The organism is Rhizobium sp. Leaf262 (genome assembly GCF_001422245.1).
GTDB lineage: Bacteria > Pseudomonadota > Alphaproteobacteria > Rhizobiales > Rhizobiaceae > Agrobacterium.
The window spans coordinates 131,502-147,297 of record NZ_LMMM01000021.1 but is presented as its reverse complement, the minus strand read 5'-3'; the positions used below and the strand labels follow the sequence as shown (position 1 = coordinate 147,297).

The following is a 15,796-nucleotide window of genomic DNA, read 5'->3' as shown; positions in this document are numbered from 1 at the left end:
CCTTGGCACCCCCCATTCTGAAACTCGACGATATCAAGCTGACCTTCGGCGTTACCCCGCTGCTCAATGGTGCCAATCTGCAAGTGGAGCCGGGAGATCGCATCTGCCTCGTTGGCCGCAACGGTTCGGGCAAATCGACGCTGATGAAGATTGCCGCCGGTCTGGTCGAAGCGCAGTCGGGCGAAATCTTCCGGCACCCTTCCGCGACGATCCGTTATCTGGAACAGGCGCCGGATTTTGTCGGTTTCGAGACGGTGCAGGCCTATGCGGAAGCGGGTCTGGGACCGGGGGACGATGCCTATCGCGTTACCTATCTGCTGGAACATCTGGGCCTGACGGGCCAGGAACATCCGTCCAGCCTTTCGGGTGGTGAGGCGCGTCGTGCCGCGCTCGTGCGCGTCATGGCCCCAGAGCCTGACATTCTGATGCTGGACGAGCCGACCAACCATCTGGATCTGCCGACCATCGAGTGGCTGGAAAGCGAATTGCAGCAGACGCGTAGCGCGCTGGTTCTGATTTCGCATGACCGTCGTTTTCTCGAAAAAGTCTCAACCGCCACTGTCTGGCTGGATCGCGGTACGTCGCGTCGCCTCAGCCGCGGCTTTGCCCATTTCGAAGAATGGCGCGACAAGGTGCTGGAAGAGGAAGAGTTGGAGCAGCACAAGCTGGGCAAGGCCATCGAGCGCGAAGAACACTGGATGCGTTATGGTGTCACCGCCCGCCGCAAGCGCAACATGCGCCGTGTGGGTGAGCTTCAGGCCATGCGCGCCGAATATCGCGGGCACAAGGGGCCAACGGGCTCCGTACAGGCGACGGCTGCGGAAGGCCGCGAATCCGGCAAGCTGGTGATCGAGGCCGATACGATCACCAAGTCCTACGGTGAGCGCACGATCGTTGCGCCGTTTTCGCTTCGCGTGCATCGCGGCGATTGCATCGGCTTCGTTGGCCCCAATGGTGCGGGCAAGACGACGCTTTTGAAGATGCTGACGGGTCAGTTGGAGCCGGATAGCGGCTGGGTCAAGCTCGGCACCAATCTGGAAATTGCCACACTGGACCAGAAGCGTGAGGATTTGAACCCCAACGATACGCTGGCGCATTATCTGACAGATGGTCGCGGCGAAAATTTGCTGGTCAATGGCGAGCTGAAACACGTCACCGGCTATATGAAGGATTTCCTGTTTCAGCCGGAGCAGGCACGCACGCCCATTCGCAATCTCTCGGGCGGCGAGCGCGCGCGTCTGATGCTGGCGCGCATTCTGGCGCGGCCGACCAATCTTCTGATCCTCGACGAACCGACCAACGATCTCGACATCGAGACGCTGGATCTGTTGCAGGAAATCGTCGCCGGTTTTTCCGGCACCGTCATCCTCGTCAGCCATGACCGTGACTTCCTCGATCGTACGGTAACCTCGACCATTGCGCCTGCAAACCCGGATGCGCCTGACGGACGCTGGATCGAATATGCGGGCGGTTATTCGGATATGATGGCGCAGCGCAAGGGCGCCTCGGACGAAAAGAAGAAGGCGGATAAGCAGGAAAAGGCCAAGTCGTCATCGACAGCGAGCACCGAGCCGGTAAAAGCGAAAGCCAAGCTGTCGTTCAAGCAGAAATTCGCACTGGAAAATCTGCCAAAGGAAATGGAAAAGACCCAGGCCGAAATTGCCAAACGCGAGGAGCGCATGGCTGACCCGCAACTCTTTGCCAAGAACCCTGCCACGTTCAACACGCTGGCCGATGAAATGTCGAAACTCCGCGAAAAGCTGGAGGCGATGGAAGAGGAATGGCTTGAGCTGGAAATGCTGCGTGAGGAAATGGAGGGCTGATCCTTTCCAGGTGAGACGCCAGCCGTGTTTTGACAAGCATGCGAAAGTGCGTTTTCCTGTCGCTGCATGGAGGAGTTAAGATATGCGTATGCTATTCATCAACCTGCCGGTCAAGAATATCGAGATATCGAAGGCTTTTTTTACCGGTCTGGGCTTCAGCTTCAATCCGGAATATTCCGATGAGCGTACTCTTTGCATGATCGTGGAGAAGAACATCTTCGTCATGCTGCTTCAGGAAGAGAGGTTCCGGGAGTTCATCAACGGCGATATAGCCGATGCCTCAGGCACCAAGGAGGTGCTCAACTGTCTTTCCGCCTCCAGTCGCGAAGAGATCGATACGATGCTTGCCAAGGCTCTTGCATCGGGTGGTCGCGAATGGAAGCCGGTTCAGGACCATGGTTTCATGTATGGCGGCAGTTTTCAGGATCCGGATGGTCACGTCTGGGAACTGGTTCACATGACAGAGCAAGCCTGAGATTCCTTCCTTGCCAAGCTGGCAGCGAGAGAATAGAGATTTAGCCAGATCTAACGGGGTGCTTTGTCTTTTTGGGCAGGGCTGAGAGGCTTTCGCCAACCCGAAGAACCTGATCCGGTTAACACCGGCGGAGGGATTAGACGGCTTCCATCCAGACGCCTACTCCCGTTTGTCCACTTGAGGAGGCTGTCTGAATGCATCGTCGCTTTTTTGTCCAAGGTCTTGTCGTTGCGTCCTTCCTGTTGCCAGGCGTTCTTTACGCGCAGGACAAGAAGACGCTGACTGTCTACACCTATGAAAGCTTCGTGTCCGAATGGGGCCCGGGTCCCAAGGTCAAGGCTGCCTTTGAAAAGACGTGCGACTGCACGGTGAATTTCGTCGGCGTTGCCGACGGTGTGGCGCTTCTCAATCGACTGAAGCTGGAAGGCGAAGGTTCCAAGGCGGATGTCGTCGTTGGTCTCGATACAAACCTGATCGCCGAAGCTAGGGAAACGGGACTGTTTGAGGCATCCGGGGTCGATGCCTCCGCAGCAAAGGTCCCCGGCGGCTTCAAGGATGATATTTTCGTTCCTTACGACTATGGGCATTTCGCCGTGGTCTACGATACGCAGACCCTCAAGAATCCACCCAAAAGCCTCAAGGAACTCGTGGAAGGCGATCCGGCTCAAAAGATCGCCATTCAGGATCCGCGAACCTCGACGCCTGGTCTTGGCCTGCTGTTGTGGATGAAGTCCGTTTACGGTGACAAGGCACCTGAAGCGTGGGCAAAACTCAAGAACCGAGTACTGACGGTGACGCCGGGTTGGTCCGAATCCTACGGACTTTTCACCAAAGGCGAAGTGCCGATGGTACTGTCCTACACGACATCGCCCGTCTATCACATGGTGGCCGAACACAGCGAACGGTATCAGGCCGCAGCCTTCGAGGAAGGGCATTACATCCAGATAGAAGTGGCGGGCATCTTGAAGAATGCGCCGCAAAAAGAACTGGCGAAACAGTTTCTGGCCTTTTCCCTGACACCCGGCTTTCAGGATGCGATTCCCGAGAACAACTGGATGATGCCGGTTTCCGACACATCCTCACCCTTGCCTGAGGCGTTTTCGAAACTCGTCCAGCCTTCCAAGACATTTCTGATGTCTCCCGAAGAGGTCGCCAAAAATAGAAAAGCCTGGATCGACGAATGGCTAGCCGCCATGAGCGGAAACTAGGCGGAACGCTGCCGCCATGTTCGAGCGTCGAGAAAGCCGCAGGTTCGTGTGCCTCGGGGTCGTGGCATTTACCGTCGTTCTCCTCTTCATAGGGCTTGCCATTGCCGCGCTGTCTTCCTTCGATACGGGCGCGGCGTCCGCCTCGCTGACCGATCCCTACACTTTGCGCATTCTTCAGTTCACGCTCTGGCAGGCAACGCTTTCCACGTTGCTTTCGATCCTCTTCGGATTGCCGGTGGCTCTGGCACTTGCCCGCCAGGCGCGTTTTCCAGGGCGCATCTGGATCATTCGTCTTATGGCCGTGCCGATGGGGTTGCCCGTTATTGTCGGTGCACTGGGTATTATCGCGATCTGGGGACGGCAGGGGGTATTCAATGCGATGCTGCTGGATATCGGACTGTCGCAGCCCTTCAGCATTTACGGGCTTTCGGGGATTCTGATTGCCCATGTGTTCTTCAACCTGCCGCTGGTGGTACGGTTTTTTCTGGCCGGGCTTGAACGGGTGCCTGCGGAATATTGGCGTATGGGGGCGAGCCTTAATCTCGGTTCGCTTTCCACCTTCCGCTTCATCGAATGGCCTGCTGTCGTCCGGCTCGTCCCTGGTGTGGCCGGGTTGATCTTCATGTTATGTGCAACCAGCTTCACACTGGTTCTGCTTTTGGGTGGCGGCCCTGCGGCGACAACCATCGAAGTGGCGATCTATCAGGCGCTTCGCTTTGATTTCGATCCGCCACGCGCCATCGCTCTGTCCCTCATGCAGATCGCCATGACCGGGTTTTTGCTGACATTGCTCGCGCGTCTGCCATCCGTCGACGCCGAGGCTTCCAGTCACGGAAAGGCGGTTCGCCGTTTCGATGGCGCAGCTATCCCGTCACGTTTGTGGGATGGGGCCGTCATTGCTCTGGCGCTGGTCCTCGTCGGCCTTCCGCTTATTGCCGTTACCGCTTCGGGTCTAAGGGCGGATATTTTTCGGCTGGCTTCGTCCGAGGCCTTTCTCGGCGCGGCCAGAACGAGCCTGATCATCGCCCTTGCTTCAGCGGCTCTTTCGCTTCTGGTTTCGGTTGCGCTCATCCGCGCGCGCCAAGTTGTTCAAGTGCAGCGGCACCCGGCAAGAGCGTTGCGCATATTTTATCTCGTGAGTGGGGCAGGCTCTTCTCTTGTCCTGCTGGTGCCGCCCGTGGTTCTGGGCAGTGGATGGTTCCTGCTGCTTCGCCCCTTCGGCGATGTTGCAATGTTTGCCCCTGCCCTTGTCTGTGCAATCAATATGCTGATGGCGCTGCCATTCGTCATGCGTGTGCTGGAGCCTGCCTTCACCACCCATCAGGCCAGAACCGGCCGGCTCTCCGCCAGTCTGGGGATGGAAGGGCTGTCGCGGTTTCGTTTTGTAGACTGGCCGGTCTTGTGGAGGCCGCTGGCGATGGCTTTCTCCTTTGCGATGGCGCTTTCGCTGGGTGACCTTGGAGCCGTAGCCTTATTCGGCTCGGAAAGTTTCACCACGCTGCCCTGGCTGATCTACAGCAATATGGGTAGCTACAGAACAAACGATGCGGCCGGATACGCATTCATTCTTGGCGTCATCTGCCTTCTTCTTGCCGCCGGTGGCGTCCCTCGTCAGCAAATGAGGGCCAACGCATGAACGGGCATGAGCTAGGTGTCAAACTGGACAATCTGTCGCTCAAACTGGGTGAGCAGGCTTTTGCCTTCGATTGCGGTTTCGAACGCGGCAGGGTAACGGCCGTTGTTGGTCCGTCGGGTTCGGGGAAGTCCACACTTCTCAATCTCGTGGCAGGTTTCGAAACACCGGATAAGGGCCGTGTGTTTATCGATGGTCTCGACATGAGCGGGCTCGGTCCCTCGCAGCGCCCGGTGTCGCTGATCTTTCAGGATAACAATCTCTTCGCTCATCTCGACGTCTTGACCAATGTCGGGCTTGGTATAAGTCCATCCCTGAAGCTTACAGCAGAAGACAAGGCCGCAATAGCGCTTGCGCTGGACAGGGTGGGACTTGGTGGCTTCGACAAGCGGCTTCCATCCAGCCTGTCGGGCGGTGAGAGACAGAGGGCAGCGCTCGCGAGAGCTCTGGTGAGGCGTCGCCCCGTCATGCTGCTGGACGAGCCTTTCGCAGCGCTCGACCCCGGCCTTCGCTCCGGCATGACTGGCCTTTTGCAGGACCTTCATGCCGAACTGGGCAATACCGTTCTTCTGGTCACGCATCATCCAGACGACATACGCAGACTGGCAGACAGCGTCGTGTTTCTGTCGAAAGGTCGGGCGCTCTTTCAAGGTGCGGCTGACGATTTCTTTTCAGCCACGGACATTGGAGAGATAGGGGCGTTTCTGGCGGCTTGAAGAATCGGCGTGGTAAAGGCCACAATTTCGACGCGGGCGGCTGTCAAGTCTGCAAAAACACAATGTCGATGCACCATTTTTGCACTTGCGAATTTGTAACAACTGCTTGAAAAACTATGCAAACAATTGGTCCCGATGAAATATCTTCGTATGAAGGATCGTTTTCGTTGTTTGCGCATTCACATGCCCCTAGGGGTAATATGGTACACTGGTCTGCACATAACGGATGATCAGGAACGTTAGGAGCAGACGAGCAGGATGATGACGTGTGTGAAGGCTCTGCAGAGCCACACCTCCGGTCAGAATGTGCGGGAAAAGGCCAGGCTCCCAGGGCGTGTGCTGACGCTGGCGACTGCTGGTCTCGTGCTGTCGTCCTGTCAGTCTCTTTTCAGCCCGGCCTATCAGTCCAGCCTGAAGCCTTCTGACAATCCGCAGACCGTGGAGCAGGTCCAGAAAAACGATCCGCGCGCGCAGATGGGTGCACGTGAGCATCCACGCATCGTTGCCAGTTACGGCGGCGAGTATCACGACGATAAGACCGAACGCCTGGTTGCCCGCATCGCTGGCGCCCTGACCGCCGTTTCCGAGAATCCCCAGCAGTCCTATCGCATCACGATTCTGAACTCACCTGCCATCAATGCTTTTGCGCTTCCCGGCGGTTATCTCTATGTGACGCGTGGTCTTCTGGCGCTTGCCAATGATGCATCCGAAGTGGCGGCGGTGCTGTCCCACGAAATGGGTCATGTCACGGCCAACCATGGGATCGAGCGGCAGCGTCGCGAGGAAGCCGAGGTCATCGCCAGCCGTGTGGTCGCCGAGGTTCTATCCAGCGATCTGGCCGGAAAACAAGCCTTGGCGCGGGGCAAGCTGCGTCTTGCAGCTTTCTCGCGGCAGCAGGAGTTACAAGCCGACGTCATCGGTGTGCGGATGTTGGGTGAGGCGGGCTATGATCCCTATGCTTCACCACGCTTCCTGGATTCCATGGCGGCCTATGCCCGCTTCACATCCGCCGATCCCGACAGCGACCAGAGCCTCGACTTCCTGTCCAGCCACCCCAACACGCCGCAGCGCATCGAGCTGGCAAAACGCCATGCCCGCGCTTTCGGTCAGGAAGGGCAGGTTGGAGACAAGGGACGCGACTGGTTTTTGAATGGTATCGACGGCCTTCTGTACGGCGACAGCCCGCAGGAAGGTTATGTGCGCGGCAATACGTTCCTGCATGGCACATTGGGCATTCGCTTCGACGTGCCGGACGGTTTTCAGATCGACAACAAGGTGGAGGCCGTTCTTGCCACCGGTCCCGGGGAAATGGCGATCCGCTTCGATGGTGTTGCCGACCCCAAACAGACCAGCCTTGCCAATTATCTCACCAGCGGTTGGGTTGCTGGGCTTGTGCCGGAAACCGTTCGGGAAACCGAGATCAACGGACTGCCCGCCGCGACGGCCCGTGCTAGTGCCGATAAGTGGGATTTCGATGTGACCGTCATCCGTGTCGGGTCGCAGATTTTCCGTTTCCTGACTGCGGTACCCAAGGGTAGTGCACAGCTGGACAGTGTTTCAAACGTGCTGCGGACGAGCTTCCGCAAGATGACGCCTGCTGAAATTTCTGCCTTGAAGCCTCTGCGTGTCCGCGTCATCACCGCGAAACCCGGTGATACGGTGGCCTCTCTGTCTGCCCGAATGATGGGAACAGACCGGAAAGTCGAACTTTTCCGCGTCCTGAACGCCATGAGTGCGACGTCCACTATCCAAGCCGGTGAGCGGGTTAAAATCATTTCGGAATAAAAAAACCCGGCCTTTGACTTAAATCTCGCGTCGATTGCGAGATGAAATTCAAAGGCCGGGTTTGATCGGTCAAAAAGAAATCGGTTAGGCGGCTTCTTCCTGTGCGTCGTCTTCTTCGACGGTTTTTCCGCGCTTGGGACCCTTGTTGAGATTGACTTCAACGAGGCGAACAGCTTCCGTTTCAGACATCTTGTTCACGGCTGCGATTTCGCGAGCCATGCGATCAAGAGCTGCTTCATAAAGCTGGCGTTCCGAATAGGACTGCTCAGGCTGATTTTCGGCGCGATAAAGATCGCGTACGACTTCAGCGATAGCAATCAGGTCACCGGAGTTGATTTTGGCATCATATTCCTGCGCGCGACGCGACCACATGGTGCGCTTGACGCGGGCCTTGCCCTGAACAACCTTCAGCGCGCGCTCGACGAAATCCCCTTCGGAAAGCTTGCGCATGCCAATGCTGACAGCTTTTGCTACCGGAACCTTAAGGCGCATCTTGTCCTTTTCGAAATCGATGACGAAAAGTTCGAGCTTCATGCCCGCAACTTCTTGTTCTTCAATCGTCGAAATAGTACCGACACCATGAGCGGGATAAACGATCGCTTCGCCGGTCTTGAAACCGTGACGCGCTGGAGATTTTTTCTGCTGGATGGTCATTCGTTCTAAAAACTCCCTGTTACATACACCCGGGATTTCCGGGGGTCGGGTCGGTCAGGCCCGGATGAGACGGGGGAAACCGTCAGGTGACTTCGTACTGGTACAGACGTGCGCTCAAAAATAAATCACCTTGCAACCGGCAGGTCGACAACACAAACGTTCGATATGTCACGGAAACCGCGTGCAAGTGATGAGTTGCTTTCGTGGTGTTTTTGGGCACGCAAATGCCACGCTGTGGATCAGTTTCTAAGGTGTACCACAAAAATACGTGGAAATCAATAATTTGCTTCAATCGTGACTATAGCGTCACAATAGGGTCGCTCGCTCATTAACGGGAATGGCGCAATTGATACTTTCCAATTTGTTTTGAACGCGACACCAGCAGATTTCAATCGAATAAATGTTGCAGATGTCGGTTAAAGCATAGATGGCCACTTAAACTATTCATAATTCCGCGCCAATATCCGATTCGAATTTGATGAAAACGACGCAAAATTTCGACTTTCATTCATAAACCCTCATTCTTTGAGAGGAAAAAGGCAAAATGGGCTATCGGAACAATCCAAAACGCGACAAACAACTCGAAAAATCCAGAAAACTGGCAGAAGCATCCGGAAAGCCCTTCCTCGATCCTTTTATCGTCTTTGGCCGAGCGAGCGGAGATGATATTCAATATTACTCTCCAGAAATGCTTGCAGCCGCTGCCCATCACACAGCGGAAGAACTCAAACGCTGGAAAAAAGATAAGCCCTATATTGGCATCACGCAATTAGACGATGTTGCGCCGCGGGATATTCCTGTGTCTGTTCTTACGGTCATCGGGCGCAATATGCCGTTCCTGTACGACTCGGTGATGGGAGAAGTGACCAGCGGCTATCGCAATCTGTATCTGGCGGTCCATCCGATCCTGGTTTCAGACGCTTCCGTTTCAGGCGGCTACCGTCTGGCCGACCCGGAAACGGACGCGCCTGAAGACAATATCAGTGTTATCCAATTGCACATCGCCCCTGTGACCGCGCAATCCGCCGAGGTTCTGGAAGAAAAAATACGCTTCGTTTTGTCGCAGGTCCAGTCGGCCTACAGCGACTGGAAGCCGATGCTGGCCAAACTGGATGAGGCGCTCGAGGAGCTGAAGGCACGCGGCTCCAGCCGGCGCAAGTCGGAACGCAGCGAGGCGGTCGCTTTCCTGGAGTGGCTGCGCAACGATAATTTCACTTTCCTTGGCATGCGCGACTACAGCTATTCCGGCAAGGGCAAAAACGCCAGGGTCGAGCGTGGTGAAGGCAGCGGACTTGGTACCCTGACCGACCCGAATGTGCGTGTCCTGCGGCTTGGCAAGGATGCCGTCACGACCACGCCGGAAATTCTGGCCTTTCTCGATGGTCCCGATTTTCTCATCGTCACCAAGGCCAATGTCAAATCCATCGTCCACCGCCGGGCCTACATGGATTATATCGGCATCAAGCGTTTCGACGCCGATGGCAACGTGGTGGGAGAGCTGCGCATCGTCGGCCTGTTTACGGCCACGGCCTATACGCATTCCGTGAGGCATATTCCATTGCTGCGCGCCAAGGTCGCTGATGTCGAGCATCATTTCGGCTTTGACCCGAACAGCCATTCTGGCCGCATCCTGCACAACACACTGGAAGCCTACCCGCGCGACGATCTCTTCCAGATCGACGCAGATCTTCTGATCCGTTTCATCGAGCAGATCATGGAGCTGAGCGATCGCCCTCGCGTGCGCGTCCTGCCACGTATCGACCGTTTCGATCGTTTCGTATCGGTCATCATCTTCGTTCCGCGCGAGGAGTATAATTCCTATGTGCGCGAGAAGATCGGCGAGTACCTCGCGCAGGTATATGACGGACATATTTCCGCCTACTACCCTGCCTTCCCGGAAGGAGCGGTGGCGCGCGTCCATTTCATTGTGGGCAGGACCAATGACAAGACACCGCGTGTGGCTCAGGAAAAGCTCGAGGACGCGGTTGGCGATATCGCTGCGCGCTGGATCGATCATTTCGTAGCGCTGTCTCCATCAGGTGCGCCGGTGCTGGATGTCGATCAGGCCTATCAGGAAGCTTTCACCCCTGATGAGGCGATCGGCGATATGGCCGACATCACCGCCACCGCTGGCGGTGAACCCGTTCGCATCGAGTTTTACAGGCGCGACGATCAGGCGAACGATGTCCTGAGTTTGAAGATTTTCCACCGGGATGGTCATCTGCCATTGTCCCGCCGCGTGCCACTGCTGGAAAATCTCGGCTTCAGCGTGATCAGCGAACGCACCTTTGATGTCGGTGTTGTGTCCGGTAACGACACCCGCACCATCGTGCTGCACGATATGGAATTGAGGGTTCAGCAGGGCGTAAAGCTTGATCTTTCCGTCTATGGGTCACGACTGGAGGAAGCGTTTCTGGCTGCCTTCGACGGGCGCGTCGACAATGACAATTTCAACCGTCTTGTTCTCACCGCAGGGCTGAACGTGCGGGAAGTCTCGGTATTGCGCGCTTATGCACGCTATCTCCGTCAAACCGGTATCGTCTATTCGCAGGAGCATATTTCCGAAACACTGTTCAAATATCCCGCCATTGCCGTCAGGATTTTCGAGCTCTTTTCCCATGGCTTCGATCCAAAGCTGGGTGACAAGCCGCGTCTGCGCAAACTTTCCGATGTTCACAAGGCCATCGAGGCAGCCTTGTCAGGTGTTCCCAACCTTGATGAGGACCGCACACTTCGCCGCTATGTCAACGCGGTGGATTCGACGCTTCGCACCAATTACTTCCAGCGCAATGAGGATGGATCGCCCAAGCCGATGCTGGCCTTCAAGTTTGATCCGAAACTTCTGGATGGACTTCCCGATCCCCGTCCTTTCCGGGAAATCTTCGTGTACGGAACGGAAGTCGAAGGGGTGCATCTGCGCTTCGGCAAGGTTGCCCGCGGTGGTCTCCGCTGGTCGGACCGTGGTCAGGACTATCGTACCGAAGTGCTGGGTCTGGTGAAGGCCCAACAGGTCAAGAACGCTGTTATCGTGCCGGTTGGCGCAAAGGGTGGGTTCTTTCCCAAGAACCTGCCCGTCGGTGGCAATCGCGACGAGATTTTTTCAGCGGGTAAGGACGCGTATCAGACCTATATCCGCACATTGCTGTCGATAACCGACAACATTGTCGGCGATGACATCGTGCCGCCTGCCGACACGTTGCGACTGGATGGGGATGACCCTTATTTCGTTGTTGCTGCGGACAAGGGCACGGCGACATTTTCGGATACTGCCAATGCGCTGGCGCGCGAAGCAGGGTTCTGGCTGGACGATGCATTTGCCTCCGGTGGCTCTGCCGGATACGATCACAAGAAAATGGGCATCACCGCGCGCGGCGCGTGGGAAACCGTCAAGCGGCATTTCCGTGAGATGGATACGGATATCCAGACGACGCCGTTCAAGGTCGTCGGGGTGGGCGATATGTCGGGTGACGTCTTCGGCAACGGCATGCTGTTGTCGGAAAAGATCGAACTGATTGCGGCCTTCGATCACCGCGATATCGTCATCGATCCGACGCCCGATACCGCCAAGTCTTTTGCTGAGCGGAAGCGTTTGTTCGATCTTCCCCGCTCCAGCTGGCAGGATTACGATCGCGCAGCACTTTCGCAAGGTGCCATGATCATTTCGAGATCTGAGAAATCAGTGGCACTGACACCTGAGGCGGTTGCCGCCATTGGTCTCGACAAGTCCGTAGCCACACCGTTCGAGATCATGACGGCGATTTTGAAGGCCCCTGTCGATCTTCTCTGGTTTGGCGGCATCGGTACCTATGTGAAGGCTGCCGTTGAGACAAATGCGGAGGTCGGTGACCGCGCCAACGATCCGATCCGCATCAATGCGACCGAAGTTCGCGCCAAGGTCATCGGTGAAGGTGCCAATCTGGGTATTACGCAGAAGGCGCGCATTGCCTATGCGCTTGCAGGGGGACGGTGCAACTCGGACGCAATCGACAACTCGGCTGGCGTCAATTCGTCCGACGTGGAAGTCAACATCAAGATTGCCCTGGCATCCCCTGTTAATGACGGTCGGCTGACCTTGCCCAAGCGGAACCAGCTTCTTGCCTCGATGACGTCCGAGGTCGCGCAACTCGTGCTGCGCAACAACTATCTCCAGTCGCTGGCGATATCGCTCACGGAGCGGCGTGGCATCGAAAATCGCGAAGAGCTCGGTCGCCTGATGGCGGCTCTGGAGGCCGCCGGGCAGCTGAACCGTAAAGTGGAAACGTTGCCCAACGATGCCGAGTTCGCAGAACGCTATGCGGCTGCGAAACCACTGACCAGACCCGAAATCGGCGTCTTGCTGTCTTATGCCAAGCTGACGCTGTTCGATACGCTTGTGGCCAGCTCGTTGCCTGACGAGCCCTATCTCCAGCACCTCCTGACGGACTACTTCCCGAGCAAGATGCAGAAAACCTATGCAGGCGATATCACAAGCCATCGCCTCCACCGCGAAATCGTCGCGACGTCGCTTGCCAACCAAGTCGTCAATCGGGGTGGGCCAGGCTTCGTCCAAAAGCTGGCTGATGCCAGCGGCATGCTGGCACCGGCGGTCGTCAAGGCGGCCATGATCGTCGAAGATGGTCTGGGCCTGAAACGGCTGTGGAGCGAAATCGACAGGCTGGATGGGAGCATTTCCGGTGACGTTCAGAATGGCCTCTACGCGATGGTGGCACGCATCTACACGGATGCGACGCGTCTTTACCTTCAGACAGCCAGCGCTGCATCCGCAACAATGACGGACGAGATCGAACGGTTGAAGGCAGCGATCAAGTCGCTTTCGCCGGGTGCCGTGAAATACAAGGAAGAGGTCGGCTTTACCGAGATCGATGGTGTGGCGCCTGAGCTGGTGCGCGAACTGGAGACCTTGTCCCTGCTCGTTTACGTACCGGAGATCATGTTGATAGCCGAACAGGCGAATACCACGCTGGCGCGCGCCGCCGACAGTTACGGAGCAGTTTCGACCACATTCCGCGTCGCACGACTGCTCGAGGCGGGTCAGCGCGTCACCCCTGCCGACCATTACGAGAGCCTTGCGCTGCTGCGCAGCCAGGATCAAATCTCGTCTTCGCGTCGACGGATCGTCGTCTCTGCCCTGACCGAATATTCGAAGGAGAAAAATCCGGTTCAGGCCTGGTATGCGGCGGACCGGGTACGGGTCAACCGTATCGTCTCGGAGCTGGCGGCATTGAGCGACAGCGGCGAGACGAACCTTGCACGGCTAACGGTTGCTGCCGGATTGCTTTCGGATATAGTCCAGGCTCGAAACGTCTGACATCGGGCGTCAACTGCCCGGCAGTGCGCCGGGCAGTTTCCATCGATTCACGACCGCGGCCGAAAGGGCAACCATGGCCTCACCTTCCCTTCCGACCGCACCTGCGGTGACCAAGCGCGGCATCTGGGGCTGGATGCTGTTCGACTGGGCGGCGCAACCGTTCTTTACGGTGGTGACGACCTTTATTTTCGGCCCCTACTTCGTTGCCAGGCTGACGTCTGATCCGATCGCCGCTCAGACGACGTGGAGCAACATGGCGACCATATCCTCTGTCGTCATCGCCATTTTCTCACCCATCCTCGGGTCCATTGCCGATCAATCCGGGTCAAGAAAGCCCTGGATAGCCTTCTTCGCGGCTTTCAAGATCACAAGTCTGGCGATGTTGTGGTTTGCAGCGCCGGGTTCAGCAATCATCTGGCCCGTCACCTTCATGATCCTCGCGTCGATCGCGGCAGAGTTTTCGATCGTCTTCAACGATTCCATGATGCCCAGACTGACGACGCCTGAAAATGTCGGCAGGATCTCCAATACGGCCTGGGGGCTGGGTTATCTCGGCGGCATGGTGGTTCTCATTTTCGTGGTGCTGTTTCTGGCGGCCTCTCCCAGCACGGGCGTCACCATCATAGGCATTCCGCCTTTGTTCGGTCTCGACCCGGTAACCGGAGAAGATGCCCGTATAACCGGACCGATTGCGGCGCTGTGGTATCTGGTTTTCATCCTGCCGATGTTTTTCTTTACGCCTGATGTCAAAAAAGGGTTGCCGCTTGCCAAGGCGGTTCATTCCGGTTTGACGGAGCTGAAGGCAACGATAGGCGAGCTTCGACAGCGCCCGATGATCGCACGGTTCCTGATTGCCCGGATGCTGTATCAGGATGGGGTGAACGGTGTTCTGATCCTCGGCGGCGCGTTCGCGGCGGGGCTGTTCGGTTGGGGAACTATGGAAATCGGCATCTATGGCATCATCCTCAATATCGTCGCCATAGGAAGTTGCCTTGCCGCCGGTCGGGTCGACCAGCGACTGGGCTCGAAAACGACTGTCCTGATCAGTCTTGCTCTCCTTCTTTGCGCAACGATCGGTATCGTGTCGACGCAGACAGATTCGACCTTGTTCGGTCTCATTCCGCTACCCACCGGCACCCATGAGGGATTGTTTTCCACGGGTGCGGAAAAAGCCTATCTCTTATATGGCATGTTGATTGGTATCGCCTTTGGCCCGGTCCAGGCGTCATCCCGGTCTTATCTCGCCCGGAATGTCACCGTCGCTGAGGCTGGGCGCTATTTTGGAATCTATGCGCTGTCTGGCCGCGCCACGAGTTTCATGGCAACACTTTCCTTTTCCGTCGTCACCGCCATGACGGGATCAGCCCATATGGGCATGGCGATGCTGACCATTTTCCTGGGTGTGGGTTTTATTCTGTTGCTGCAAGTATCCGAGCGGGCAGAAGCGCGTCAGAGCTGATCGAGTTTGGTTTGCAGTGTGCGAAGCTGTGCCTTCAAATCGTCAAGTTCGGACGCGTCCGGCTTCTTGGTTTCCTTCGGTGCCGGTGGTACGGGGAAGGGCGTGAAGACCTGCATGGCCTGACGAAAGAGTTCGGTATTGCGCTTCACCTGTTCTTCCATGAAGCCGAAAGGCGTGGCGAAGCTTTTGGATGCGGAGGTGTCGCCAAAGGCTTTTGCCATCTGCTCCTGCATCTGGTTCTGTTGTTCGGAAAAGGTTTTCATCGAGTGTTCGAGAAACGTCGGCACGACCATTTGCATTTGATCGCCATAATAGGAAATCAGCTGCCGCAGGAAAGCTGTCGGTAAAAGTGTGTTGCCGGTCTTCGCTTCCTGCTCCACGATAATCTGTGTCAGAACGGCGTGCGTGATATCTTCGGACGTCTTGGCATCCTGAACCTTGAACTCTTCCCCACGCTTAACCATTTTCGCCAAGTCCTCCAGCGTCACGTAAGTGCTGGTGCCGGTGTTATACAGCCGCCGGTTGGCGTATTTTTTGATGATGGTCTCGCCAGTATGTTTTGCCATGCTCGCCTCCTCGCGACGCCGGTATATTCTTTTTATCAGGTGTTTTTGCTCTTCCCGTTTTTAAGATTATGCTGAAATCAGGCGTGCTGACAAACGTTTTGTGCGTTGCAACAGTCAATTTTTTGCGCAGCATTTTACGATGAACGCAGCTGCGATGGTGGCATGGGAC

Annotated in this window: 10 protein-coding genes and 1 riboswitch; of the genes, 8 read left to right on the top strand and 2 right to left on the bottom strand. The window is 56.6% G+C overall.

Annotated features, from left to right (window positions below):
• Positions 1 to 2 precede the first annotated feature (2 nt).
• The 6 genes from ASF29_RS22795 to ASF29_RS22770 all read left to right on the top strand — a co-directional run bounded on the left by ASF29_RS22795 (position 3) and on the right by ASF29_RS22770 (position 7,640).
• Positions 3 to 1,823, top strand: coding sequence for an ABC-F family ATP-binding cassette domain-containing protein (locus ASF29_RS22795; RefSeq protein WP_062452961.1), 1,821 nt, complete (start codon positions 3 to 5; stop codon positions 1,821 to 1,823).
• A gap of 82 nt (positions 1,824 to 1,905) precedes the next feature.
• The gene (locus tag ASF29_RS22790; RefSeq protein ID WP_062452960.1) at positions 1,906 to 2,298 is read left to right on the top strand and encodes a VOC family protein; all 393 of its coding nucleotides are present in this window, start codon (positions 1,906 to 1,908) and stop codon (positions 2,296 to 2,298) included.
• Positions 2,299 to 2,342: 44 nt separating this feature from the next.
• Positions 2,343 to 2,451, top strand: a riboswitch (TPP riboswitch).
• Positions 2,452 to 2,492: 41 nt separating this feature from the next.
• Positions 2,493 to 3,506, top strand: coding sequence for a thiamine ABC transporter substrate binding subunit (thiB, locus tag ASF29_RS22785; RefSeq protein WP_062452959.1), 1,014 nt, complete (start codon positions 2,493 to 2,495; stop codon positions 3,504 to 3,506).
• Positions 3,507 to 3,522: 16 nt separating this feature from the next.
• The gene (gene thiP, locus ASF29_RS22780) at positions 3,523 to 5,142 is read left to right on the top strand and encodes a thiamine/thiamine pyrophosphate ABC transporter permease ThiP (protein ID WP_062452958.1); all 1,620 of its coding nucleotides are present in this window, start codon (positions 3,523 to 3,525) and stop codon (positions 5,140 to 5,142) included.
• Positions 5,139 to 5,855, top strand: coding sequence for an ATP-binding cassette domain-containing protein (locus ASF29_RS22775; protein WP_062452957.1), 717 nt, complete (start codon positions 5,139 to 5,141; stop codon positions 5,853 to 5,855). The genes thiP and ASF29_RS22775 overlap by 4 nt, the downstream gene beginning before the upstream one ends.
• Positions 5,856 to 6,161: 306 nt before the next feature.
• The gene (locus ASF29_RS22770; RefSeq protein ID WP_062453140.1) at positions 6,162 to 7,640 is read left to right on the top strand and encodes a M48 family metalloprotease; all 1,479 of its coding nucleotides are present in this window, start codon (positions 6,162 to 6,164) and stop codon (positions 7,638 to 7,640) included.
• An 84-nt stretch (positions 7,641 to 7,724) separates the two neighbouring features.
• Here the strand turns inward: ASF29_RS22770 and ASF29_RS22765 are convergent, their stop codons facing one another.
• On the bottom strand, positions 7,725 to 8,294 hold the full coding sequence (locus ASF29_RS22765) for a CarD family transcriptional regulator (protein ID WP_062452956.1): 570 nt from the start codon (positions 8,292 to 8,294) through the stop codon (positions 7,725 to 7,727).
• 544 nt (positions 8,295 to 8,838) lie between these two features.
• Between ASF29_RS22765 and ASF29_RS22760 the strand changes: the two genes are divergently transcribed.
• Together ASF29_RS22760 and ASF29_RS22755 are read left to right on the top strand one after the other, a co-directional pair.
• The gene (locus tag ASF29_RS22760) at positions 8,839 to 13,602 is read left to right on the top strand and encodes an NAD-glutamate dehydrogenase (protein WP_062452955.1); all 4,764 of its coding nucleotides are present in this window, start codon (positions 8,839 to 8,841) and stop codon (positions 13,600 to 13,602) included.
• A gap of 73 nt (positions 13,603 to 13,675) precedes the next feature.
• On the top strand, positions 13,676 to 15,061 hold the full coding sequence (locus ASF29_RS22755; RefSeq protein ID WP_062452954.1) for an MFS transporter: 1,386 nt from the start codon (positions 13,676 to 13,678) through the stop codon (positions 15,059 to 15,061).
• Here ASF29_RS22755 and phaR read toward each other — a convergent pair.
• Positions 15,052 to 15,627: a polyhydroxyalkanoate synthesis repressor PhaR gene (gene phaR / locus ASF29_RS22750; protein ID WP_062452953.1), complete on the bottom strand. Its 576-nt coding sequence runs from the start codon at positions 15,625 to 15,627 to the stop codon at positions 15,052 to 15,054. The genes ASF29_RS22755 and phaR overlap by 10 nt on opposite strands.
• Positions 15,628 to 15,796: the final 169 nt, after the last annotated feature.

Excerpts from the sequence above, each read along its gene's own strand:
- ASF29_RS22765 (WP_062452956.1), bottom strand. The coding sequence starts at position 8,294 with ATGACCATCCAGCAGAAAAAATCTCCAGCGCGTCACGGTTTCAAGACC.
- phaR (WP_062452953.1), bottom strand. The coding sequence starts at position 15,627 with ATGGCAAAACATACTGGCGAGACCATCATCAAAAAATACGCCAACCGG.
- thiB (WP_062452959.1), top strand. The coding sequence starts at position 2,493 with ATGCATCGTCGCTTTTTTGTCCAAGGTCTTGTCGTTGCGTCCTTCCTG.
- ASF29_RS22775 (WP_062452957.1), top strand. The coding sequence starts at position 5,139 with ATGAACGGGCATGAGCTAGGTGTCAAACTGGACAATCTGTCGCTCAAA.
- ASF29_RS22790 (WP_062452960.1), top strand. The coding sequence starts at position 1,906 with ATGCGTATGCTATTCATCAACCTGCCGGTCAAGAATATCGAGATATCG.
- ASF29_RS22760 (WP_062452955.1), top strand. The coding sequence starts at position 8,839 with ATGGGCTATCGGAACAATCCAAAACGCGACAAACAACTCGAAAAATCC.
- thiP (WP_062452958.1), top strand. The coding sequence starts at position 3,523 with ATGTTCGAGCGTCGAGAAAGCCGCAGGTTCGTGTGCCTCGGGGTCGTG.
- ASF29_RS22755 (WP_062452954.1), top strand. The coding sequence starts at position 13,676 with ATGGCCTCACCTTCCCTTCCGACCGCACCTGCGGTGACCAAGCGCGGC.